Origin of the sequence: Janthinobacterium sp. SUN128, assembly GCF_030587275.1 — a bacterium.
GTDB classification, from domain to species: domain Bacteria; phylum Pseudomonadota; class Gammaproteobacteria; order Burkholderiales; family Burkholderiaceae_D; genus Janthinobacterium; species Janthinobacterium lividum.
Map to the genome: position 1 here is coordinate 1,087,631 of NZ_JAPWHY010000001.1, position 24,572 is coordinate 1,112,202.

Genomic DNA, 24,572 nt, shown 5'->3' on the forward strand with positions numbered 1-24,572 from the left:
TATCTTCAGGAAGTAATGGCGACAAGTTCAAGTTTCAGATCCCGCATGCCGGACGGAACGTAGATCGAAATCGACTGGGCCTGCAGCATGCGGTCGTACATCTGGCCCTTCGCTTCGATGGTGAAGTAGTACGTATCGGGCCGCACGGGCACGGCGGCCGGCACTTGCGGCGTGTGCTGCAGGCGCACGCCGGGCAGGGCCGACAGCACGAATTTTTCCACATCGTCGGGCGCGCCGATCTTGAAGCGCAGCGGCACCACGTCCACCAGTTCCACGCCCGGCAGGTCGGCCGAGACGCCCAGGTAAAACGCGGTCTTGTCGTCGATCTTGCCCGAATCGAGCTTGCCGTGATGGTAAGACGGCTTGATTTCGGTCAATGCAATGGCGAAATATTTTGACGAGATCACCGTGTCGAGCAGTTCGCGGATGATCGCGTGCAGGCGCGCGAACGACGGCCCCGGATCGGTGTGCTGGTAAGCCGGCAGGTCGGCCAGCGCATGGGTTTTCGAGAACGTCATCAGCGCGCCGGCCAGGGCCAGCAGCGCTTCGTACAGGCGCTCCGGGTGCAGCGCCGGATGATGGAAATAATGGCTGAGCGAGGCAAAGGCTGAACTGGCCGTGTGCAGCAGCCAGAACGAGGACATGTCGCCGGAGCGAAATTCGATCACATTCTTGCTCGGCTCGCGGTGGTGGCCGTACAGGGCGTTGACCTTTGCCTGCAGCGCATCGATCAGGCGGCGCAGTTGCAGGAACAGCAGCGGTGCGCTGCGGATCGACAGGCTCGGCGGCACGAACGACGGGTCCGGCTCGAAGCCGCCCGTCGACAGGCGCCGCAGGCGCAGCAACGGAAAATTCACATACGAATCGCGCGGTTCCGATTCGGCCACCAGGCGCAGCGATTTTTGCAGGTACGCCAGTTCGGCCTGCGCCGCATGGGTGTACAGGTCGGGCGTTTCCAGGTTGGTCTGACCGTAGCGGGCTGCGCTGTTGGTTTGGTCGGGCGCGGCAAAGTTGCCGCCGAAATGCTTGAAGGCGGGCAGGGCGGCATAAAACGTGACGGTTTGCTGTGATTGCAGCAGCTTGCTCAGGTCCAGGGCTTCGGGTAACTCATCGGCGCCGGGCGCGTTGTAGATTTCGCCGTCCTGGAACACCAGCGACAGTTCCAGCAGCCGCAGCGTGTTATTGCTCAGCGCATCGCGGTCGATCTGCATGTGGTTGACACCCCAGGCGTAGGGATGCAGCGCCTTGATGCTTTCGTGCAGGCGATGTTCATGGTACCGGTCTTGCTGCTGGAAGTGCTGGGGGCGCAGAAACAGGCCTTCACCCCATAACAATTTGCTTGTAATGCTCATCGATTGCCCTTTTTCCCGAGGAAGTAAAAGCGCGGAGAACGCTGCCGCTCCCGGGCTCTTTTGCAGCGCGATCGGCGCCTTGCAGGTGCATCCGATCATTCAATCTTTGCAATAAGAAATTATGTGCTTTTTTCGCAACTGCAACAACATTAACATTATCTGGAAGAAAGGCGCGTACGGTACGTTTCCCGCATGGTGCCTGCCTTTGCGGCCGATCGGATTGTGAGTTTTCGCGTATTTTCTATTGAACGGAGTCAATATTCAATCCGTGTTAGTCTCGCAAAAATAAGAATTTGGCAACTATAAATTGCAAGTTTTTTAATGACCGCGTCATCTTTTTTTTTGAGGGAAATCAGACCATGTCTCGCCAATTCACACTCCATTTTTTTGCCGCGGTTGCCTGCGCATTGACGCTTAGTGCCTGCAGCACCGCGCCTGCGGTCAAGACGGCGCCGCCGCCACCCTCGCTCGACGAGCTGATGGCAAAGGCGACCCAGGCTGCCAGTTCGGGCAACAACGAAGCGGCCATGGGTTTGTGGAAACAAGCGGCTGTCGAATTCCCAGCCGATAAGAATCCATGGGTCCGCATGGCGCAGACCCGCTATGAGGCGGGCCAGTACGGCGACGCCATCATCAATGCCCAGGAAGTGCTGGTGCGCGACCCCGCCGACAAACTGGCCAACAGCGTTATTGCGATCAGCGGACTGCGCCTGTCGACGCGTGCATTGGCCGACCTGAGCCGCCAGAACAACCTGTCCGGCCCGCTGCGCACCGAATCGCAGGATCTGGCCAAGCTGTTGCGCGAAAGTCTGGGCGAAAGCGTGCTGGTGCCGGCACCGGCCGCGGCGCAGGCGCGCGACAAGCAGCCGGCGCGTCCGCCGCGCAAGGGACAGAGCAAGACTGCTGACAGCAGTGCCAATCCCTTCGATGGTTTGAAGTGAAGCTGAGGCAGTAGCAATCTACCAGGGCATCGCGGATGCCGCCGATTACTCGTGAAGGGATGTGTCATGTCAAAAAAAGAAAGTGTTCAAAAACGCCTGCAAAAGGTCCGGCCGCCACGCGTGCAGATGACGTATGACGTGGAAATCGGCGATGCGATTGAAAACAAGGAACTGCCCTTCGTGATGGGCGTCGTGGGCGACTTCGGCGGCAATTCGGAAGTCGAGCAGAAACGGCTGAAGGACCGCAAGTTCATCGGCATTGACCGCGACAATTTCGACGAGGTGCTCAAGGGCGTCGAGCCGCGCGCGGCGTTTGGCGTCAGCAATGAGCTCAGCGACGAGGGCGGCCAGTTGCGCGTCGACCTTCGCTTCAAGTCGCTCAACGACTTCCGTCCCGAGGCGGTGGTGGAGCAGGTGGCGCCATTGCGCCGCCTGCTCGAGGCGCGCACCAAGCTGGCCGACCTGCGCAACAAGCTGGCCGGTAACGACAAGCTGGAAGATATCCTGAACGACGTGCTCAACAGCACGGAAAAGCTGGCCCAGCTGGAACAACAATCCACCGCCAAGAAAGACTGATCCCATGTCCGCTCAACTGACCCCCGCGTCCGGCGCTGCCGCGACCACCGATATCGGCTTGCTTGACCAGATCGTCGAACAAAGCAAGGTTGCCAAATCCAGCGTCGAGCATGCACGCGCCAAGGACCTGATTTCAGAACTGGTCAGCCAGGTGATGGAGGGCACCGTGGTGGTGTCGGACAACCTGGCGGCCACCATCGATGCGCGCGTTGCCGAGCTGGACAGACTCATTTCGCGCCAGCTCAGCGTCATCATGCATGCGCCCGAATTCCAGAAGCTGGAAAGCAGCTGGACCGGCCTGCATCACCTGGTCGATAACACGCCCACCGGCACCAACCTGAAGATCAAGCTGCTGAACGCCACCAAGCGCGAGCTGGTGCGCGATTTCCAGAGCGCGCTGGAATTCGATCAGTCGACCATGTTCAAGAAAGTGTATGAGGAAGAGTTCGGCACTTTCGGCGGTGCTCCATTCGGCGCGCTGCTGGGCGACTTCGAATTCACGCGCCAGCCCGAAGACATGTATTTCCTCGAACAGATGTCGCATGTGGCCGCTGCCGCCCACGCGCCCTTCATTTCGGCCGCATCGCCCGAGCTGTTCGGCCTCGAGAGCTATTCCGACCTCGGCAAGCCGCGCGACCTGGCCAAGGTGTTCGACACGGTCGAATATGCGAAGTGGAAGTCGTTCCGCGAATCGGAAGATGCGCGCTACGTCGGCCTCACGCTGCCGCGCTACCTGGGGCGGCTGCCGTTCAATCCGGCCGACGGCGCCACCGTCGACGGCTTCAACTTCGTCGAGGATGTCGATGGCACCAACCACCAGAAATACCTGTGGTGCAATGCCGCCTATGCCTTCGGCGCCAAGCTGACGGCGGCTTTCGACGATTACGGCTGGTGCGCGGCGATCCGCGGCGTGGAAGGCGGCGGCCTGGTCGAAGACTTGCCGACCCATACCTTCAAGACCGACGAGGGCGAAGTGGCGCTGAAATGCCCGACCGAGATTGCGATTACCGACCGCCGCGAAAAAGAGCTGAGCGACCTGGGTTTCATTTCGCTGGTGCATTGCAAAAACACGGATTACGCGGCCTTCTTCGGTGCCCAGTCGGCGCAGAAGGCCAAGAAGTACAACACCGATTCCGCCAATGCGAATGCGGTGCTGTCGTCGCAGCTGCAATACATCTTTGCCGTCTCGCGCATCGCCCATTACATGAAGGCGATGATGCGCGACAAGATCGGCAGCTTTGCCGCCGCGTCCAACGTCGAAGATTTCCTCAACCGCTGGCTGATGCAATACGTGCTGCTCGACGATAACGCCAGCCAGGAGCAGAAGGCCCAGTTTCCATTGCGCGAAGCATCGGTGCAGGTGTCGGAAGTGCCTGGCCGTCCGGGCGTCTACCGGGCGATTTCCTTCTTGCGTCCCCATTTCCAGCTCGATGAGCTGTCCGTTTCACTCCGTTTGGTCGCGGAGCTGCCGCAATCGACCAAATCCTGATTTTTTCATAAACAACCGAAAGGAATGACATGGCAATCGACGTTTACTTGCAAATTGATGGTATCAAAGGCGAATCCACCGACACCTCCCACAAAGATTGGATCGAATGCAAGTCGGTCCAGTGGGAAGTACTGCAGCCGAAGTCCGCCACCGCCTCGACCGGCGGCGGGCATACCGCCGAACGTACCGAGCACAAGGATATCGTGGTCGCCAAGCTGGCCGACCTCGCCACGCCCCTGCTGCTGCAAAATTGCTCATCCGGTAAAACGATCCCGAAAGCCAAATTCGAATTCCTGCGTGCTGACGGCCAGGGCGAGCGCATCAAGTACTTCGAGATCGAACTGGAAAACGTGCTGATCAGCAGCGTGGCGCCGTCCGTCGCCGCTGGCGACATCCTCGGCGAAAATGTGTCGATCAAGTATTCCAAGGTCAAGTGGAAATACACGCAGCAAAAAGTCGGTGGCGGCTCAGGCGGCAATACCTCCGGCGGCTGGGACCTGTCGGCCAACAAGACGATTTGATCGGCAACGGCCCTTGCCGGATGAAGCCGTTCCGGCTAGCCGCCGACGGTGACTCCGGCTTGTGCCTGCGTGACTGATGCTCCTGAATCAAAGGGCCGCCGCAGGCCGCCCTTTTGTTCCTTCCCACTGCCAATGACGGGATACCGATGAAGGGTTTTACGCCGGGATTGTTCGACCGCCTGATGGACACGCCTGTCCAGGGCGCTTCCAGCAGCACCGTCTCGCGCTTGTCGCTGGAGGATCTGAAAGACACCGTGGCGCGCGACCTGGAGGCGCTGCTCAACACGCGCACCGTGATACCGGAAGCGCTGCTGAAAAAATTTCCCGAATGCGGCCGCTCGATTGTCACCTACGGCCTCAATGATTTCGCCGGCCTGAGCCTGTCGAGTTCCGATGACCGCGCGTATATCTGCCAGTGCCTGGAAAAGGCCATCGCGCGCCATGAGCCGCGCCTGCGCAGCGTGCGCGCTTCGCTGGAAATCCAGGAAGGCTCGATCAACCGCCTCAATTTCGCCATCACCGCGCTATTGGTGGTGCACTCGGCCCAGGAACCCGTCAACTTCGACGCCATCCTGCAGCCGTCAAGCCTGCATTACACGATCAGCAAGGCGCGCCGTGCGGCGCAAGGAGCCTGAACTTGGAAGAATTATTGCCGTATTACGAACGTGAACTGGGTTTCCTGCGCCGCTATTCGCGCGAGTTTTCCGAGCGCTACCCGAAGATCGCGGGACGGCTGCTGATCGGCGGCGAAGTCTGCGAAGACCCGCATATCGAGCGCATGATCCAGTCCTTCGCGCTGCTCAATTCGCGCATCTCGAAACGCCTCGATGACGATTACCCTGAATTCACCGAGGCGCTGTTCGAGGTACTGTATCCGCATTACCTGCGGCCGTTTCCTTCGTGCTCGATCGCGCGTCTCGACTACAGCGGCGCGGCGGCGCAGCTGACGGCCGCCACCGAGATTGCGCGCGGCACCGAACTGGCCACGCGCCCCGTCAAGGGCGTCGCGTGCACCTTCCGCACCGCGTATCCGGTCACCGTGGCGCCGCTGGCGCTGACGCATGCGGCGTTTGTCGCCATCATCGACGCGCCCGAGCAGGTGCAACTGCCGCCAAACGCCACCTCCAGCGTCAGCATCGTCATCGAAGCGACCGCCGATCAGATCAGTCTGGCGCAACTGGGTGTCAAAAAGCTGCGCGTATTCATCGACGGCGAGCCTTCGTTTTGCGCGGCGCTGCGCGACGCGTTGTTCATGCGCACGCTCAAGGCCTATGTGGAAGCGGACGACAGCGGACGCTGGAGCGCGCTGGCGCAGATCCCCGTCAGCACCGCCGGCTATGCCGAGGACGATGCGCTGATCCCGTTTTCGGCCCGTTCGCATCCGGCCTACCGGCTGCTGACCGAATACTTCTGCTTTCCCGAAAAATTCAATTTTTTCGACATCGATCTGGCCGCGCTGTGTGCGCCGCTGCCGTCCGGCTGCCGGCGCATCACCTTGCACCTGGCCCTGGCCGGGCTGCGCACGGATTCGAATACGGCGCGCATGCTGGGCACCATGTCGACGAATAACCTGCTGCTGGGCTGCACCCCGGTGGTCAACCTGTTCCGCCTGCGCGGCGAGCCGATCCGGCTGACGCATACGGCCGCCAGCTATCCGGTGCTGGCCGATGCGCGCCGCGCCTACGCCTTCGAGGTGCAGGCCATCGAATCGGTCAAGCTGGTGCGCCAGACGCCGCAAGGGGAGTCGATCACTGAATTTCGCCCGTTCTATTCGCTGCGCCACGGCCAGATGCCGGCCAGGGATGGCCATTACTGGGTGATGCGGCGCGATGACACCATCAGCGAGAAAAGCCCCGGTTACGAGACCGAGATTTCCATCGTCGACATCGATTTCGATCCGGCCGCGATTGAAACCGATACCCTCAGCCTGGAGCTGAGCTGCACCAACCGCGACCTGCCGGCGCAACTTACCTATGGCCTGCGCGGCGGCGACCTGTTTCTGGAAGGCGGATCGAGCGTGCGCAGCATCCATTTCCTGCGCAAGCCGACCGAATCGCACCGCTTCGAGCGGGGGCGCGGCGCGCATTGGCGCCTGATATCGCACCTGTCGCTGAACCATCTGTCGCTGTCGGGCAGCGGCCTGGAAGCGTTCCAGGAAATGCTGACCCTGTATGACTTGCCCCGCTCGGCGACCTCGCAACGGCAGATCAGCGGCATTGCTGCAATCGACCACAAGGCGGCGAATGCCTGGCTGCCCGGCAATCCCTTCGCCTGCCTGGTGCGCGGCCTGGAAGTGCGGCTGACGCTCGACGAGGAAGCGTTTGTGGGTAGCGGCATCCATGCGTTTGCCCATATCGTCGAGTGTTTTCTCGGCCTGTATGTGCATGCCAACAGTTTTACCCAACTGGTGGTGCTGTCGAAAAAATCGGGAGAGGAGTTGTTGCGATGCAAACCACGCAGCGGCGATTTGAGCCTAGTGTAATCGAGCGCCTGTTCGCCGAGCCTTACCGCTTCCAGTACTTCCAGGCGGTGCGCATGCTCGAACTCTGGCTGGTTCGCAACGGCATGGCGCGCGAGGGCGCGGTGGCCAACTACCTGCGCTTTCAAAATTCGGTGTCGCTCAATTTTGCGCCCAGCCAGCTTGAAGCGGTGCAGGCGGAACCGCGCGAGCTGGGCGCCCTGGCGGCCGACATGCGCGCGCTGGGCGAGGCCGTGCGGGGCGGCGAACTGAAATACGTCCGCATCACGCCTGCCTTCATGGGCTTTCTCGGCGTGGCCGGCGCGCTGCCGGCCCACTACACCGAACGCATCGCCGCGCATCAGCTGTACGAAAAGGACGAAGGACCACGCGCCTTTCTCGACACCTTTTCCAACCGGGCGCTGGCGCTGTTCTACGAAGCGTGGCGCAAGTACCGCCTGGAACTCAAATACCAGCTCGATGGCAGGGACAAGTTCCTGCCGCTGCTGCTGTCGCTGGCGGGACTGGGCCATGCGTCGCTGCGCCAGCGCCTGTACGACGATGGCGATGGCGTGCTCGACGAGTCGGTGGGGTTTTTTGCGGCGGCCATGCGGCACCGGCCGCCATCGGCGGTGGCGATCGGCCAGGTATTGTCGGCCTATTTCGGCCAGACCATCAAGGTGACCCAGTTTGTCGGCTGCTGGTACGACGTGCCGCCCGACCAGCAAAGCAGCCTGGGTGGCATGAACGCCATGCTGGGTTCGACCGCGCTGGTCGGCGCGCGCGTCTGGCAGCGCGACTTGCGCATGCGGCTGGTGGTCGGACCGCTGGCGCGCATGCATTTCGACGCCTTTCTGCCGGGCGGCGCGGCGGCGCGCGCGCTGGAAAAAATGCTCACCATGTTTACCGGCCTGTGTCTCGAATACGAAGTGCAGCTGGTGTTGCGCGCCGAGGATGTGCATGGCGTCATGCTGGAGCAGCCGCGCAGCGGCGGGCGGCTGGGCTGGGACAGTTTCCTGATCACCTCCGGCGCCGCGCAGGACCGTGGCGACGTGCGCTACGAACTGCATACGCTGGCATGAATCATCTTTTCTTTTTTATCCGTTTCCACACAAGGACCTTTGCCCCATGAGCATCAACCTCAAGACGCTGATCAGCAAGCTCAATGACACCAGCCGCACCGCCGCCACCCGCGCCGCCGGCATCTGCGTCGGCCTCGGACAATACGAGGTCGACCTGGAACACCTGTTCCTGGCCCTGCTGGAACAGCCGGCCAGCGACTTTGCGCTGATCGCCCGCCACAGCGGCATCAGCGTCAGCATGCTCGAAGCGGACTTGCAGGCCGAAGTGGCGCGCCTGCAGACCGGCAATGCGCGCACCCCCGTGTTTTCGCCCAGGCTGCCGAAGCTGTTTGAAAACGCCTGGCTGATCGCGTCGCTCGACGTGCAGGCCGGCCGCCAGGCCAGCATCCGCAGCGCCCATCTGCTGCAGGCGCTGCTGACCGACCCGGAGCTGGCGCAGCTGGCTTACCGCGGCTCGAAACTGTTCAACAAATTCAAGCTCGACGACCTGAAGCACAACCTCGACAAGGTCACGCAAGGCTCGCAGGAAGCGGCAGGCGCCCCGGCTGCCGATGGCGAGGCGGGGGAGGGCGGCGAGGGAGGCGGAGACCCCGTCGGCGAACTCGAAGGGCGCGCGGCCGCGTCGAAAACCCCGGCGCTGGACCAGTTCACCACCAACCTGACGGCGCGCGCGCGCGACGGCAAGGTCGACCCGGTGATCGGGCGCGATGCCGAGATCCGCCAGGCGATCGATATCCTGATGCGCCGCCGCCAGAACAATCCCATCCTGACGGGCGAGGCGGGCGTGGGCAAGACGGCCGTGGTCGAAGGGCTGGCCCTGCGCATCGCGCAGGACGACGTGCCCGATGTATTGAAGGGCGTCGAGATCCATACGCTGGACATGGGCCTGCTGCAGGCTGGCGCCAGCGTCAAGGGCGAGTTCGAGAACCGCCTGAAAAACGTCATCGACGAAGTCAAGAAAAGCCCGCACGCCATCATCCTGTTCATCGATGAAGCGCACACCATGATCGGCGCCGGCGGTACGGCCGGCCAGAACGACGCGGCCAACCTGCTCAAGCCGGCCTTGGCGCGCGGCGAGCTGCGCACGATCGCCGCCACCACCTGGGGCGAGTACAAGAAATATTTTGAAAAGGACGCCGCGCTGGCGCGCCGCTTCCAGGTCGTCAAGATCGAGGAGCCGAGCGAGGAACTGGCCTGCGCCATGTTGCGCGGCATGGCGCCGCTGATGGAAAAGCATTTCAATGTGCGCATCTACGACGAAGCCATCACCGAAGCGGTACGGCTGTCGCACCGCTACATCATGGGCCGGCAGCTGCCCGACAAGGCCATCAGCGTGCTCGATACCGCTTGCGCCAAGGTGGCGCTGGGCCAGAACGCCACGCCGGCCCTGCTGGAAAACCTGGTCAAAAAGCTTGACCGCATCGATGCCGAAGTCGCCACGCTTGAGCGCGAGGAAAAGAGCGGCGGGAACCACCCGGTGCGCCTGAAGGACTTGCGCGCGCAGCGCAGCACGGCTGCCGGCGAGCATGCGGCGCTGGCCGCGCGCTGGGAAAACGAAAAGACCCTGACCGGGAAGGTCAAGGCGGCACGCGAGGACCTGGAAAGCGCTGGTGCGAAACCGGACGCCAGCCAGGCTGGCGACCTGCAGGCCTTGCTCAAGGACTTGCGTGCGCTGCAGGGCGAAACGCCGATGGTGCCGGTGCAGGTCGACGGCCACGTGGTGGCGGAAATCGTCGCCGGCTGGACCGGCATCCCCCTCGGCAAGATGGTCAAGGATGAAATCCGCACGGTGCTCAAGCTGAAGGATATGCTGGAAGAGCGCGTGCTGGGGCAGTCGCATGCGATCGAGGCGGTGGCGCAGCGCGTGCGCACCTCGCGCGCCAACCTGGACGACCCGAACAAGCCGAAGGGCGTGTTCCTGTTCGTCGGCCCGTCCGGCGTGGGCAAGACGGAAACGGCGCTGGCGCTGGCCGACGTGCTGTATGGCGGCGAACGCAAGCTGATCACCATCAACATGAGCGAATACCAGGAAGCGCACAGCGTATCGGGCCTGAAAGGTTCGCCGCCCGGCTATGTCGGCTACGGCGAAGGCGGCGTGCTGACCGAGGCCGTGCGGCGCAACCCGTACAGCGTGGTGCTGCTCGACGAAGTGGAAAAAGCCCACCCGGACGTGCTCGAACTGTTCTTCCAGGTCTTCGACAAGGGCGTGATGGAGGATGCCGAAGGGCGTGAGATCGACTTTAAAAACACCATCATCATCCTTACCTCGAACGTCGGTTCGAGCATCCTGATGCAGGCCTGTCTGAATGTGGCGGCGGCTGACCTGCCGACGCCGGAACAGCTGGAGGAAAAGATCCGTCCGCAACTGGTGAAGACCTTCAAGCCGGCTTTCCTGGGACGCTTGAAAGTGATCCCGTTCTATCCGATCTCGGACGATGTGCTGGTCAATATCATCGGCCTGAAACTGGGCAAGATCGCCCAGCGCATCGCGGCCAATCACAAGGCCGAATTCAGCCACGACGAGGCGCTGGTCGAGGCAGTGCTGGCGCGCTGCACCGAAGTCGATTCGGGTGCGCGCAACGTCGACAATATCCTCAACGGCACCGTGCTGCCCGAGATCGCCGAGTCGGTGCTGGCCAAAATGGCCGAAGGCGCAGCGATCACGAAAATCAAGGTCAGCGCCAGCAAGCAGGGGCAGTTCAAGTACACCATCAAGTAAGCATGCGCACGCGAAGCAACATGGCTGCGCCGGCAGGCGCAGCGTCACTCAAGGGAATGGACATGCATGGCTAATCCGGAGCAGGGAACAGACAATCTGTTTGCAGGGATCGGACAGCACGCCCGGCTGCTCAAGCTGGACACGCCGCTGGGCGCCGATGTCTTGCTGGCGCAGCGCGTCCATGCGGTCGACCGCGTGAGCCAGGGATACGACTATGTCGTCGATCTGCTGTCGCTCGACGATGCGGTGGAACTCAAGCAGCTGATCGCCCAGGAAGTGACCTTATGGGTACTGCAGCCCGACGCCAGCTACAGCCCCATCCACGGTTACGTGCATACGGCCAGGAAGCTGGGCAGCGATGGGCAGCTGTCGGCCTACCAGATCGCTTTTGCCAGCTGCCTGCACTTCCTCAAGTTCCGCAAGGATGCGCGCATCTGGCAGAACAAGGGCGCCGACGACATCATCGCCGACGTGCTGGGCGGCCATCCGCAATGCCAGGGCAAGTTCAGGTTCGACCTGAACCAGGCGGTGCGCCAGCGCTCGTATTGCACGCAATACGAGACGGACTGGCAATTCGTCATGCGCATGCTGGAAAGCGAAGGCTGGTACGGCTATGTCGAACAGGCGGCCGATGGCAGTGGCCATCAGTGGATCATCACCGATTCGGTGCAATCGCTCAAGCCGCTGCAGCCCGGGCAGATTGCCTTTCACCGCGCAGCTGGCACCGAGGAACTGGACAAGATCGTCCAGTGGGGCGGCGCCCGCACGCTGTCGAACAGCCAGCTGGCGACCCGCACCTATGATTACAAGGCGCCCCGCAGCAATCACCAGGACGCCGTGCAGGTCTTGCCCGGGCACGGCAGCATTCCCTCGCAGCTCGAGGTTTACGAATATACGGGCGCCTACAGCAGCGCCGACACCGAGCATGGCGCGGAACAATCGCGCCTCCGGGTGCAGGAGTGGGAATCGCGCATCAAGCGGTTTTTTGGCACTTCGGGCGTGCGCCGGCTGCCGGTGGGCTGCTGGTTTACGCTGCTCGACCATCCGGCCCATGCCGAAGAGGCGGCCGAGGAGCGCCAGTTCGTCGTGCTGGGCGTGGAATGGGCGATCGAAAACAACCTGCCGCTGTCCAGCATGCAACAGGATTTTTCGGGCAGCCTGAAAGGCCGGCTGCAGCAGTTCAAGGAAGAGGCGGGCTTGAACCGCGCCGACCTGGCCCCGCCCGGAACCGGCGATGAGCGCACCGGCCACTGCTTCAACCGCTTCGAAGTGCAGCTCCGCAGCGTGGAATACCGCAGTGCCTTCGTGCACGCCAAGCCGGCCATGCATCCGCAAACGGCCACCGTGGTCGGCCCGGCCGGCGAGGAAATCCATACCGATACCCTGAACCGCGTGAAGGTGCGCTTCCATTGGGACCGCCTCAATCCCGGCGATGAAAAGGCGTCGTGCTGGGTGCGCGTGAGCTATCCGAATGCCGGCGAGGGATATGGCGCCGTGCATGTGCCGCGCGTCGGCCAGGAAGTGATCATCACCTTCCTCGACGGGGACGTGGACCGGCCCATCATTACGGGCCGCATCTACAACGGCGAACAAGCGCCGCAGTGGCATACCGATGGGCGCATGTCGGGCTACAAATCGAAAGAATACAAGGGCGCGGGCTTCAACCAGCTGGTGATGGACGATAACACCGAGCAGAACCGGGTGCAGTTGTACAGCAGCAATACCCATGCACAGCTCAACCTGGGCTATCTGGTGGGGCAGCAGGGCAATCAGCGCGACGGCTTTTTCGGTTCCGGCTTCGCCCTCAATTCGGATGCGTATGGCGCCATTACCACGCAAAAGGGACTGTACATCAGCACCTACGGCCGGCCCGGCGGGCGCGGTTCCCAGCTCGACGTGCGCGAGGCGTACGATCAGCTGACGCAGGCGCACGAGCTGGCGCAAAACCTGTCGGACGTGGCGGAAAAGTCCAGTGCCGAGGCGCTGCCGGGGCAGCAGGCGTTCCAGCAATTCATCGACGCGACCCAGGCGCAATACGACGGCGCCGGCCAGCAGGGCGCCAACCGCTTCGCCGAGCCGGTACTGCTGGCGGCGTCGCCGGCCGGCATCGGCCTCGCCACGCCGAAGAGCACGCACCTGCACAGCGGCGAACAGCTCACGATGTCGACGGGCGAGGATGCCAACCTGGCTGTCGGTAAAAGCCTGATCGCCAGCGTCAAGGAAAAGATCAGCCTGTTTGCATACAACGCGGGCATCAAGCTGTTCGCCGCGAAAGGAAAGGTCGAGATCCAGGCGCACGGCGGCGACATCGACATCATCGCCGAAAAGGTATTGCGCCTGCTGTCAGCCACGGACCGCATTGAAATTTTCGCCAAGAAGGAAATCATCCTCGGTGCCGATGGCTCGGCCATCAGGATCAACGGCGCGGGCATTACCGACATGACGAGTGGCCAGCGCATTAGCCATAACGCCGACTTCTCGATGCCAGGCCCCAAGACGATGCCGTATGCGCTGCCGGTGCTGCCCAAGGAAGTCTGCCTGGAATGCCTGAAAAAGCGTGCAAAACAGCGTACCGCCTTCGTCAACAAAGGGTCGCAGCGATGACTTTTTCATCGCTGGAGTACATAAAGGATAGAACATTGTGAGGAACGACAAACGAGATCGGCTCGAGAAGTCATTGCAGCCACTGTTGTCAGGCCGGCGCAGTATGCTGGGCTTGATCGGCCTGGGTGCGATGATGCCGCTTGCGGCTTTCGGACAAAAAAATAAAACCACGAAAAAGGCGGCCGCAGCGCATGGGGGAGTACGGCACCAGGAAGTTTGCCGTGAATGCCTGCAAAAGCGCGCAAAACAGCGCTCCGCTTTCGTCAACAAAGGACCTCAACGATGAAATTTTTACCTCTGGATCAGGCTTCGTTTGCAGCAAACCTGGCAAGCGCGCTCGACAATCGTGAACTGAGCTGTTATGCCATTGTCGACCAGGCGCAGGACGGCACGCTGCTGGCGCGCTTTGAAAAAGAGCAGATCAGCATGCACAGCAAGTGCCTGCTGCCGGCGGCGCTCGGGTCCGATACGGAAGCGTACGCGCCCCATCTGGTGGCGTTGTCGCCACTGGCTGCCGATACCGAAGCGTGGCCCGACATCGTGCAAGGCGCCGCCAGCCATCCTGCCAGCTTTACGCTGCTTGCAAGTACTGATGATTTCGACACGCTGTGGGAAAGTCTGGCGGCGTTTACCGAAATACTGCTGCCGGACGGCACCGACATGATTTTTGCCTTCTGGGACCCGGCTATCCTGGGCACCCTGACGGGACAGAAAAGCGACCTGACTTTGCACGTGGGGGTGCCGGCGCTGACCGTTTCACAGCGCGAGCGCCTGCTGCAAGGCATAGTAGCATGGTGGTACTGGGACCGCGATGGCCATCCCCAGCAGGTGCTGCCAGGGGAAAACGACCACGGCCTGGCTCCCCACCGGGTGACCTTGCCGCTCAAGCTGGCCCAGGTGCAGGTCGACATGCTGGTGGAAGCGGGCATGCCGGACCAGCTTTTGTCGATGCTGCAGGAAAACCAGCCGCAGCTGCTGATGGATATTCCACCCGCGCAACACTACCGCCTCGTGCAAAAGCACCTGTTAGCCGCGCGCAAACTGAAGCTGTCCGGCATGCGCGACATTCTTAACTACACCTGCGCCGCCCTGATCTACGGCGACAAGCTCCAAACCAACCCGGTCATTGCGTCACTGCTGGCGCAGGTCAAGGCTGGCGATATCAGCTTTGAAGCTGCCATGGACCAGTTTCCATGAGCATCTGGGAACAGGAAGCAACGAAGTCAGGCCGGCGGCTGGCGCTTGGATTGATGGCGTGCGGTTTGCTACTGCCGCTGGCGGCTTGCGGCCAGAGAGTGCAAAAAGAAACAGCATTGAATGTAGAAGTGTTCTCCTACGTTGATCGGGTCATTACCGACATTTCTTTTAACGGCACCGGCCTGGGCGTGATGAACAGGTATGGTGGCACTGGGACCATTACTGATGTTTATATTCCGTTCGGGATTCAGGCATTGAAATGGACTTTGGGCGGGCCAAAAGGAACGCCACGCAATGGCGAGCGTATGACTCCGAAGAATCAACTTGTGATTTCGCTGGAGCAGATACCGCCGGGAACGCGTTATCTCGGCATACATCTTTACCCCGATGATACGGTCGAGCTCACCTTTGCGGATTCCGTACCTGAACGAACAGCTCTAGGAGAGAAAATTCTGGCAGCGAGGAAGAAATAACATGCGTGGCAAGGACGAAAAAAATTCAACCAGTAAAAAATTTGCACTTTCGTCGCCAGACAGGCGCCACACCATCAGGTTGATTGCGCTGGGGCTGTCAATGCCGCTGGTCGCGTGCGGTAGAGCGGTGCCGAAATATATAGTATTGGACGTGGTCATGTATTCGTATGTGGACAGAGTTATTACCGATATTATTTTTAATGACACTGATTTTGGTGTGATGAACAGATATGGTAGTACTGGAACCATTGTCGGTGTCGGTATTCCATTCGGACTCCAGACATTGCAATGGACATTGGGTGGTCCCAAAGGTACACCACGCAATGGCGAGGTTGTTTATATTAATAGCAAATTAGCAATATCTCGACAGCAGATACCCGAAGGAACTCGATATCTTGGTTTACATCTTTATCCGGACGATACCGCTGAAGTTACATTCGATGAATTTCTCCCGCAGAGAACCCAGCGTGGAAAATAATTCTGTTTGAAGAGGGATAAAAATGAATAAGGCCAATGAGGTGATTGAGATTAGATGCATAATGCTGGTGTGAAGCAGTGATGCGGCGAGGGTGCTAAGGTAGGTAATTGATAAACGGGGAGTAAGGAAGCATCATGAAATACTATAAAAGTTGCGGTTTCGAGGGGGATGAAATTTTGCCACTTGCGACACGACGAAGTGTGCTTGGCTTTTTCGGACTATTTTTGTTGATGCCACTGATGGCATGCGGTCAAGGAGGAAAAAAAATGCAGAAAGGTATAGTTCTCAATGTGGAGATGATTTCTTATGTCGATCACGTCATTACTAATATTATTTTTAATGGTGAGGACCTTGGCGTGATGAACAAGTTTGGTGCTACTGGTACTATCGCAGGTGTTCATATTCCGTTCGGAATTCAGACATTACACTGGGAATTGGATGGGCCGAAAGGAACACCACGCATAGGTGAGGTAGTGACCTTGAAGAACCAGTTAGTTATTTTGCCTGAACAGATACCTGCTGGAACGCGTTATCTCGGGTTGCATCTCTATCCAGATGATACCGCCGAGATAATTTTTTCTGAGTCCGTTCCTGATGTTAGTGCCCGCGGTAAAAAAATCCGCGCTGCGAGAAGATAATATGGCTGAAGACTACAAGTTGATTGCGGCGCGTGCATGTAATCGTGATACTCCGTCTTGCAAGCCAAATGCAAAACAGAACTGTGCTGATATTTTGAATATAAGTATATACTTTGACGGCACTGGTAATAATATGGTTGAGGATGAGAAATTTCGCCGCTGGGCTAATCCTGCACGAATGTGGCGATCGGCTCAATTTTTAAGAGATATACATAATTCAAATTATGCAATTTATGTTCCAGGGGTAGGTACAAAATTTAAAGACGAGTCTACCGATTGGATGGATTGGCCAGATAATAAGTTAATGAAAATGCAGGATTCAGAGGCTGCAGGGCGGGGATTAGGTGCCGGTGGAACACGACGAACCGAGTTCGGACAAACTAACATTGACGAGAATTTACGTGCCGCCCTCGTAAAAAATGCCAAGCAACTGAATATTCCGTTAAAGGCTTACCGAAAAAATGGAAAGCCGGAAAATATCAATGGCCTCGCCTCCGCTATCGAGGCGCACGGTTTGATTACTATCATTAATCTATCTATCTTCGGTTTTTCGCGCGGCGCGGCGTTGGCCCGGGCATTCAGCAACGATATGATGAAAGAGTGCGCTACTGGAAAAGATGGCGTGTTGCGTTATAAAGGCGTGCCCATACGTATGAACTTCATGGGATTATTCGATACGGTCGCCTCGTTTGGCTTGCCGTCGCTTACCATTGATACTCCCTTTAACGAAAAAAATCTGGTGGTGCCGCATGCGATCGAACGTTGTGTGCATTATGTGGCAGCCCATGAACTGCGTTTTTCGTTTCCCGTTGATCTGATCAGGAAAAACGGCGTGCTCAGGTCCGGTTGGGCGGAGACCGTCTACCCGGGCGCGCATTCGGATGTGGGAGGGGGATACGAGCCGCTGAAAGAACAGAAAATATCGAATAACTATGCACGTGTTCCCATGCGCGACATGATGCGCGAGGCCGTCAAAAGCGGCGTTCGTCTGGTTGACTATGAAGATTTACCTAAATTTGGAACAAAAATATTTGAAGATCGTTTTGAGCTCAAGCCTGAGGTCGAAGCGTCTTATAAGCAATACATGGCAGCAATCGGTGCGCCCGCCACCGTCGAGCAAGCTGTTAAGGCCCACATGAAAGCCCTGTATTCCACATGGGGCACCATGACCAAGCGAAAAATCAAGACGCCGGACCTGATTGAAGCCGAGAGCGCAGGTGGCAGCAAAAAAGGTCATCCCGGCATTGCGCGTGAAGCTGAGTTGTTGCTGGATGCCGCCAAAGCAAAAGAATTTGCCGTGTCGCATATTCTGCCCACGGTATCGGCAGCAACGCTGCAGGTCATCGGCATGAAGTACAGCATGATCGTACGCCCGGAAAAGTGGCGGCTCGATGCCTGGCAAGCGACGGCATCCGATCCCGTACTCAATTTCATCAAATCCGCAGTGCATGATTCCAAGGCCGGCTTCATGGGCGGCGTGGAACCGTTCAGTTATTTCCGTCCACGCGGCATGACAGAATCGTCGCGCAATGTGCTGGCGCAAGGCTTGGACTGGCTGGACGATACCGTCACTGCCATCAAGAAGGGCGTGATCAAGGTGTATCACCGGGCCGAGGGCGTGGTGGTGGAAACCTGGGAAGGCGGCAAGCGGGTGGCCACGCATACGTACAAGGTGGGTGAAAAATTTGTCGTCGATACCGTGCGTGCTGGCGTCACCTATACGGTGGAGGTGTATCAGAGCGGCAAGCAGGTCGTCATCGCTGCCGTGAAGCGCGGCCAGCAGATGGTCATTACCTCGGTCAACGTCGTCAAGAAAGAAATCACCGATGCCGCGACGGCCGTGCAGAAAAAGGCCGGTGAGGTGGCGGACGCAACCCAGGAGCTGGCGGCGGAGGCCGGGCGCAAGGTGCAAAGCGGCGTCAACCAGGCCAAGGACATGGCCACCGAAGCCGGGCGCAAGGTGCAGAGCGGCGCCAGCCAGGCCCGGGACATGGCCACCGAGGCGGCACGCAAGGTGCAGGGTGGCGCCAGCAAGGCGGCCAAGGCGATCAGCGACGGCGTCGATACGCAGGTAAAAGCGATTGAAGATGGCTGGAGTGCCTTCCGGCGCAATCAGCTGGGATTCTGACATGGCGCTCGCAATCATCCGGTTCGGCGACAAGACGACCCACGGCGGCGTCGTGGCAAGCGCCTCTCCCGTGCATACGATCCGCGGCATCGGCATCGCCAGGGTGGGCGACATGGTCGCGTGTCCATTGCCGGGCCATGGCAGCAATCCGATCATCGAGGGCAGTGCCGTATTCAGTATCGGCGGACGCAAGGTGGCGCTGCATGGGCATAAAAGCGCTTGTGGCTGCGCGCTGATCGCCAGCCTGCCCGTGGCCACGATAGGGTAGGCGGATCATGAGCGCTATTTCCTTGCCGCAAGCACCGCCCGTACACCGTCCGCGCCGCCGGCTGGTGTTCAGGATAATCTTGTGGATACTTGTGCTGGCAATTGTCGGCATTGCCTGGATTGCTCTGCTGGCAAGCGTGGCGCCATCGCGCCTGGATTTGTCAGGTGGGCGCGCGATACTGATGCTCTGCGCACCGCCCGTGCTGCTGGCCTTTCTGGGCTGGACAGGCCTGCAATTTCTGGCAGCCCCGGGACCCGTGCCGTCTTTGCCTGCCAGCACGGCGATCCCGGCGCCGGCGCAGGAGTTGCCGCAGGAACCGCCAGCGCCGCCGATTCCCCTGGTGCGCCTGCATATCGGTGCCTGGAGCGCGCTGACGCCCCATGGCGCCGTGACCGAAACGGCCGAAGGCAGCAAGGCGCGCAAGCAAGTCTTCAAGCCCGACAAGGCCATCCTGCACCCGTCCGGCTACCCGGCCCATGCCGGTATCGTCGATCCCCTCGACCTCGGTGCGATGGGGCATGTCGCCGGCACGCGCCTGCGTGTCCCGCGCGTGATGACCCTGCTCGCCGCCATCCTTGACGACCTGCATGCGCAGCAGGGCAGCCTGGTTCGCCGTATCGATGGCCCGGTGAGCGTGTATTGGCTGGCGCCCGATGCGATATCCGGCGACGCGGCGCAGGGCGCAGTCTTTGCACGGGCATGGCAGCATTCGGCCTGGCGTGACATGCCCTATGTCTTGCAGCCGATGGCGGCCGGCGAAGCCTGTCTTTTCACCGTGCTGTCGGCCCTGCAGCACGGCATTCGCCATCCTGCCGTTTGCGCCATCATCGTCGGCGCCGACAGCTTGCTGGACCCCGAGGAACTCGCGCCCGCCTTGGCGCTGGGACAGGTGTTTGCCGCCAGTGCGCCGCAGGGCTTCATTCCTGCCGAAGGCGCGGGCGGCATCGTGCTGTGGAACCCGGACAGGGCGCCGGAGCAGGGTTGGGCGCATGCCGCAATACTGGGACCGGTCAGCACCGTGCAGGGTGCCGCGACGCACGCCGCCGTGCATAGCGTGATGTCCGCCGCGCTCATGGCGTCGGGCATGGACGCCGCCGATATCGCCCATGTTGTCAGTGATGCCGATCACCGCCCGCAGGCAAGCATGGCCGTGGTGGCCGCCATGTTGCAGCTGCTGCCCGGTCTCGACCCGCTGGAACAGCGGATGAGCCCCATGGAGTCGGCAGGCAGTTTTGGCGCTGCAGCCGATCTGGTCCATCTTGCGCTGGCGGTAGAACTGGCCAGTGAAAAACCGGTGCTGGCGCTCGGCACCACCGGCGGACAGTGCGCTGGCGTCGTGGTAATGCCCGCCTGAGCGGCAAGGGTGCACATGCAATGGTTTCAATCGCGCTCCTGCGATATACATTCCTCGCTACAATAATTGCCAAATATGCAAAGCGTGGTAAACGACTGACGGGAATCGCATGTCATCCACCTCGACCGACAAGATTGCTGACGGACTGGCCGCTTTCACGAGCGCCACGCGGCTGTACGAGTTGACCTTCGGCGAGGACGCGGACAGCAGCTTGCTGGTCGAAGCCTTTGCCGCCGACGAAGGGCTGCAGGAGGTCGGCGCGCGCGACATCATTGCCTTGTCCACCAGCGCCCATGTTGCGCTGGCGTCCCTGCTGGGCCAGCCGGCCAGCCTGCATATCAGCCTGGCAGACGGCACGCGCACGCAGTTTTCCGGCTACATCAGCGAGGCGGCCATGCTGGGCAGCAATGGCGGCCTGGCGCGCTACCGCCTGCGCATCACGCCTTGGTTGTTTCTGCTGACGCAAGTGCGTAACAGCCGCGTCTGGCAAGATCGGAGCGTGACGGCCATCGTCGACGAGGTATTGCAGGCGTATGCGCCATATGCGCTGTGGCGCTGGAGCGACGAGGTCGCATCTTTCATGCAGGACGCGGGCGAACGCAGCTATTGCTGCCAGTACCGCGAATCGGATTTCGATTTCGTGCGCCGGCTGCTGACGGAAGAAGGGCTGGCCTGGCGCTTCGAGGCGCACACACTGGTCCTGTTCGCCGATAGCAGCCAGCCCTGCGCCACGCCCGAGGACGCCAGCAGCGCACAGGCGGACGGACTGCGCTTTCATGGCGCGCGCGTCGGCGAGCCGGGCGACAGCGTGCAGGCATTGAGTGCGCGGCGCAGCCTGCAGGTGGGCCTGAGCAGCGTGCTCAGCTATGACTACAAGGCGAAAAAGGCCGTGGCCGCCAGCGTGCCGGCCAACATCGCGCTTGGCGGCAAGAACGCGCCGGTGCTGGAAAGCTACGACACACCGGGCCAGTACTGGTACGCCAGCGCCGCCCAGGCGCAGCGCTACGCGCAGTTGCAGATGCAGGCCCATGAAGCGCGCGCCCAGCTGTGGCAGGCGCGCTCGACCGTGCGCACCCTGCGCGCCGGCACGCGTTTTACCCTGACGCAGGGACCGTTACCGCAGGCCGATGGTGCCGCGTCCGAATATGTCGTGCTGCGCGTGGCCAGCATCGGCGTCAACAACCTGCCAGTGCCGGCCCTGGAGGGATTGGCGGAACTGTTCGGCCCGATACCGGAATTGCTGGAAGAAACCGTGGCGGAGTGGGGCGCAGGGTTTCCCGATGTCGCTGCCGCGATCGCCCAGGCGCAAACCAGCGGTTACGCCAACTGCATCGAGATGATCACCGCAAGCACGCCGTGGCGTCCGTTGCAGGATGGCAGCGATGCGCGCCAGCACGCCACGCCGACCGCCCTGGGCAGCCAGAGCGCCATCGTCGTCGGCGCCGATGGCAATGACGTGGCCAGCGGCGCCGATGAAATTTACTGCGACAGGCTGGGCCGGGTGCGCATCCGCTTCCACTGGCAGCAGGAAACGGGCGCGACTTGCTGGGTGCGCGTGGCGCAGCGCGCGGCCGGCGGCGGCATGGGCAGCCAGTTCCTGCCGCGCATCGGCCAGGAAGTGCTGGTGCAATTCCTGGAAAACGATATCGACCGGCCCATCATCGTCGGCGCGCTGTACAACGGCCAGGGCGAGGGCGGCACCGTACCCACGCCGGGCGGTGGTACGCGCGAGCCAGGCGACGCTGGCGTTTTCCAGCCGGCCCACGATCATGCGGTAGCCGGCCAGGGCAATCTGGCGGGCGGCAACAGTCCGCTGTGGCATGGTGCCGCAGGCACCAGCGCGGCGCACCGCAATGGAGCAGCGCAATGGGGCATCCGCAGCAAGGAGTTCGGCAAGGCGGGCGGCATGGCCGGTTACAACCAGCTGCTGTTCGACGACACCGACCAGCAGGGACGCATCCAGCTGAAAAGCAGCCATGCGGCCAGCGAACTGAGCCTGGGGCATCTGATCCACGGTGCCGACAATTACCGTGGCAGCCTGCGCGGCGCCGGCGCCGAGCTGCGCACCGATGCGTATGGCGCGGTGCGCGCCAGGGCGGGCTTGCTGGTGACCAGCTATCTGCTCGGGCACGACGCGTCGCAACGCGATCCGGCCGGTGACAATGCCGGCGGCATCGCGCTATTGAAGCAGGCGGTACTGCTGGGAGACACCTTCAGCGCTGCCGCCAAAACGCACGAAACGGTCGCCTACGCCAGCCATGTGGGCGTCACCGCACCGAATGCCAGCGAACTCGACGAGCAGGCGGCGCCCCTGAAAGCCATGCAGGCCAGCGTGGCGGGCATGCACGAACAATTGCCGCACACCAAGGACGCCATCATCGCGATTGCCGCCAAGGCTGACCTGGGCCTGATCGCCGGGCAAGACCTGCAACTGGCCAATGGCGAGAGCGTCGTCCTGATGAGCGGGCAGGACACGCAATGGAGCAGCGGCGGCCAGTGGCGCCTGCACACGGGCCAGGCCATCGGCATGTTGGGCGGCGCCGTCAAGGCCGGGGAGAGTGATGCCGGGGTGCAACTGATCGCCGCCCAGGGCATCATCGACGCACAGGCGCAAGGCGATACCTTGCGGCTCCAGGCGCGCGACGAGGTCAATGTCATTAGCGCCAACGCGCATATCGACTGGGCGGCGGCGAAAAGCATCCGCCTGTCGACGGCGGGCGGGGCCAACATCACCATCGAGAGCGGGAACATCACCATCCAGTGTCCTGGCAAGATCACCGTGTTTGCAGGCAAGAAGAGTTTTGTCGGCCCCACACGCGCACCGTATGTGATGCCGCCGCTGCCATCGAGCACGTGTAAAAGCTGCATTTTGAGCGCCATGCAACAGGGCGCGGCGGGAGTGCTGCGGTGACGCCCGACAGCGTTTCGGCATTGCACAACTGGGTCCGGGCCAGTCTTGAGCGGCAACGCCTGCCTTATCTGCTGCTCGACAGTGCGCAAGCCGAAGACAGCCACCTGGCGCTGCAGCGCTGGAAAGTGCCTTATGCGTCGCTGTTCGAGGAAACCCACGAAGCGAGCCTGCCCGAGATCGCGCCCCTGCTGATACGGCTGTCCGGCCTTGCGCCGGCCATGCTGGAAAAAGTCTGCGACTGGGCCGAAAAGCTCGGTTATGGTGCGCCTTGCCTGAGCTGGATGGAAAGTCCATGGCCCTTGCCCGAACTGGCGCGGCATTTACGCCAGTTTCACGCCGTCGGCCTGAGCGACGGGCAGCAGATGATGCTGCGCTGGTATGACACGCGCATTCTGCCCGTCTGGCTGGGCTGCCTGGAGCCGCTGCAGCGCGAGCAGTTCGTGGCTGGACTGTTGAGCTTGCAGTACATCAACCGTTTTGGCGACGTTGCCGTCCTGCTGGAGGTCGACACTGCCGGTGCTGCGCAGGACACTGCGCTCATGGACTCGCCGCTCATCCACCTGGACGATGCGCAATACGGCATGCTGGTCGATGCCGGCGACGCCGATACGTTGATCAGCCATTTGCGGCGGGTGATCACGGACGAAACCAACGATACCCCGCCCCGGCTGCTGTACGAATTCGTCGCCCGCTACCAGCAGCGCGCGCTGGCCGCCGGCATCGACGACCTGGACCGCCAGACGCAGTACCTGCTGCTGGCCCTGTACACGTCCGGCGCCGGCATCGAACACCCCGATTTCATCGCCCTCATGCAAGACCCACCCACCTCTATCGAAAGTTTTTATGAAGCCATGCAAGCCTTGTCCGACGACGTATGGGAAGCCGGCCCACCTTTATGGGGCGTACAAGTTGAAGCTTGACCGGCTGCCGGCGCTGTGCCTGAGTTTGGCCTTGGCCTTGGCGTTTGCTTGCGGCAACGTCGCGGCGCAGACAACGGTAAAAGCCGCGCCGCAGGCGTCAAACACGGAGAAGCACGCCAAGCTGAAACCGGCCGCCACCGCCAACCTGGTCAGCCATTTGCGGCGCGTGATCACCGATGAAACCAATGACACGCCGCCTCGCGTGCTGAACGCCTTTGTCGCGAAATACCAGCAGAGGGCGCTCGATGCCGGGATCGATGACCTCGACCGGCAAACGCAGTACGTCTTGCTGGCGCTATATACCTCCGGCAAGGCCATGGAACAGCCCTTGTTTATTGCATTCATGAAAAATCCACCCGCATCGCTCGATGCTTTTTACGACGCGCTGCAAGCCTTGCCGAAAACCGTTTGGGAAGCGGGGCCGCCGTTGTGGGAGGCATATGAGCCCAAGGGATAATATTTT

At 61.1% G+C, this 24,572-nt stretch carries 20 protein-coding genes; 19 read left to right on the forward strand and 1 reads right to left on the reverse strand.

Annotated features, from left to right (window positions below; translation table 11 throughout):
• Positions 1-5: 5 nt before the first annotated feature.
• A complete protein-coding gene (gene tssK, locus O3297_RS05070) occupies positions 6-1,352 on the reverse strand; it encodes a type VI secretion system baseplate subunit TssK (RefSeq protein ID WP_099393364.1) in 1,347 nt (448 codons plus the stop codon).
• 407 nt (positions 1,353-1,759) lie between these two features.
• Here tssK and O3297_RS05075 point away from each other — a divergent pair, with 407 nt between their 5' ends.
• From O3297_RS05075 to O3297_RS05165, 19 genes are all read left to right on the forward strand, one after another.
• Positions 1,760-2,293, forward strand: a complete 534-nt coding sequence (locus tag O3297_RS05075) for a M48 family metallopeptidase (protein WP_305047915.1) — start codon at positions 1,760-1,762, stop codon at positions 2,291-2,293.
• Positions 2,294-2,359: 66 nt separating this feature from the next.
• Positions 2,360-2,869: a type VI secretion system contractile sheath small subunit gene (gene tssB / locus O3297_RS05080; RefSeq protein ID WP_070257339.1), complete on the forward strand. Its 510-nt coding sequence runs from the start codon at positions 2,360-2,362 to the stop codon at positions 2,867-2,869.
• A gap of 4 nt (positions 2,870-2,873) precedes the next feature.
• Positions 2,874-4,358, forward strand: a complete 1,485-nt coding sequence (gene tssC, locus O3297_RS05085) for a type VI secretion system contractile sheath large subunit (protein ID WP_034777802.1) — start codon at positions 2,874-2,876, stop codon at positions 4,356-4,358.
• Between the two features lie 29 nt (positions 4,359-4,387).
• Entirely contained in the window at positions 4,388-4,879 is a 492-nt protein-coding gene (locus tag O3297_RS05090; RefSeq protein WP_034752191.1) for a type VI secretion system tube protein Hcp, read from the forward strand.
• Between the two features lie 146 nt (positions 4,880-5,025).
• Complete coding sequence (gene tssE, locus O3297_RS05095) at positions 5,026-5,514, forward strand: type VI secretion system baseplate subunit TssE (protein ID WP_034777804.1); 489 nt, start codon at positions 5,026-5,028, stop codon at positions 5,512-5,514.
• A gap of 2 nt (positions 5,515-5,516) precedes the next feature.
• Positions 5,517-7,361, forward strand: coding sequence for a type VI secretion system baseplate subunit TssF (tssF, locus tag O3297_RS05100; RefSeq protein ID WP_305047916.1), 1,845 nt, complete (start codon positions 5,517-5,519; stop codon positions 7,359-7,361).
• Complete coding sequence (gene tssG / locus O3297_RS05105) at positions 7,325-8,419, forward strand: type VI secretion system baseplate subunit TssG (protein WP_305047917.1); 1,095 nt, start codon at positions 7,325-7,327, stop codon at positions 8,417-8,419. Before tssF ends, tssG begins: the two co-directional genes overlap by 37 nt.
• Positions 8,420-8,465: 46 nt before the next feature.
• Positions 8,466-11,138: a type VI secretion system ATPase TssH gene (gene tssH, locus O3297_RS05110; protein WP_305047918.1), complete on the forward strand. Its 2,673-nt coding sequence runs from the start codon at positions 8,466-8,468 to the stop codon at positions 11,136-11,138.
• Between the two features lie 66 nt (positions 11,139-11,204).
• Complete coding sequence (locus tag O3297_RS05115) at positions 11,205-13,742, forward strand: type VI secretion system Vgr family protein (RefSeq protein WP_305047919.1); 2,538 nt, start codon at positions 11,205-11,207, stop codon at positions 13,740-13,742.
• Positions 13,743-13,967: 225 nt separating this feature from the next.
• Positions 13,968-14,939, forward strand: coding sequence for a DUF4123 domain-containing protein (locus O3297_RS05120; RefSeq protein WP_305047920.1), 972 nt, complete (start codon positions 13,968-13,970; stop codon positions 14,937-14,939).
• Positions 14,936-15,412: a hypothetical protein gene (locus O3297_RS05125; RefSeq protein ID WP_305047921.1), complete on the forward strand. Its 477-nt coding sequence runs from the start codon at positions 14,936-14,938 to the stop codon at positions 15,410-15,412. The genes O3297_RS05120 and O3297_RS05125 overlap by 4 nt, the downstream gene beginning before the upstream one ends.
• 1 nt (position 15,413) lies before the next feature.
• Positions 15,414-15,890 (forward strand): hypothetical protein, encoded by a 477-nt coding sequence (locus O3297_RS05130; protein WP_305047922.1) that lies wholly within the window; start codon positions 15,414-15,416, stop codon positions 15,888-15,890.
• Positions 15,891-16,024: 134 nt separating this feature from the next.
• Entirely contained in the window at positions 16,025-16,528 is a 504-nt protein-coding gene (locus O3297_RS05135) for a hypothetical protein (RefSeq protein WP_305047923.1), read from the forward strand.
• Between the two features lies 1 nt (position 16,529).
• Positions 16,530-18,656, forward strand: coding sequence for a phospholipase effector Tle1 domain-containing protein (locus O3297_RS05140; RefSeq protein WP_305047924.1), 2,127 nt, complete (start codon positions 16,530-16,532; stop codon positions 18,654-18,656).
• Position 18,657: 1 nt separating this feature from the next.
• Entirely contained in the window at positions 18,658-18,924 is a 267-nt protein-coding gene (locus O3297_RS05145) for a PAAR domain-containing protein (protein ID WP_305047925.1), read from the forward strand.
• 7 nt (positions 18,925-18,931) lie between these two features.
• Positions 18,932-20,278, forward strand: a complete 1,347-nt coding sequence (locus O3297_RS05150; protein WP_305047926.1) for a hypothetical protein — start codon at positions 18,932-18,934, stop codon at positions 20,276-20,278.
• A gap of 109 nt (positions 20,279-20,387) precedes the next feature.
• Positions 20,388-23,189 carry a type VI secretion system Vgr family protein gene (locus tag O3297_RS05155; protein WP_305047927.1) on the forward strand — a complete coding sequence of 934 codons (2,802 nt, stop codon included), beginning with the start codon at positions 20,388-20,390 and terminating at the stop codon, positions 23,187-23,189.
• Positions 23,186-24,109 carry a DUF4123 domain-containing protein gene (locus tag O3297_RS05160; protein WP_305047928.1) on the forward strand — a complete coding sequence of 308 codons (924 nt, stop codon included), beginning with the start codon at positions 23,186-23,188 and terminating at the stop codon, positions 24,107-24,109. Before O3297_RS05155 ends, O3297_RS05160 begins: the two co-directional genes overlap by 4 nt.
• The gene (locus tag O3297_RS05165) at positions 24,033-24,566 is read left to right on the forward strand and encodes a hypothetical protein (RefSeq protein ID WP_305047929.1); all 534 of its coding nucleotides are present in this window, start codon (positions 24,033-24,035) and stop codon (positions 24,564-24,566) included. The genes O3297_RS05160 and O3297_RS05165 overlap by 77 nt, the downstream gene beginning before the upstream one ends.
• Positions 24,567-24,572: the final 6 nt, after the last annotated feature.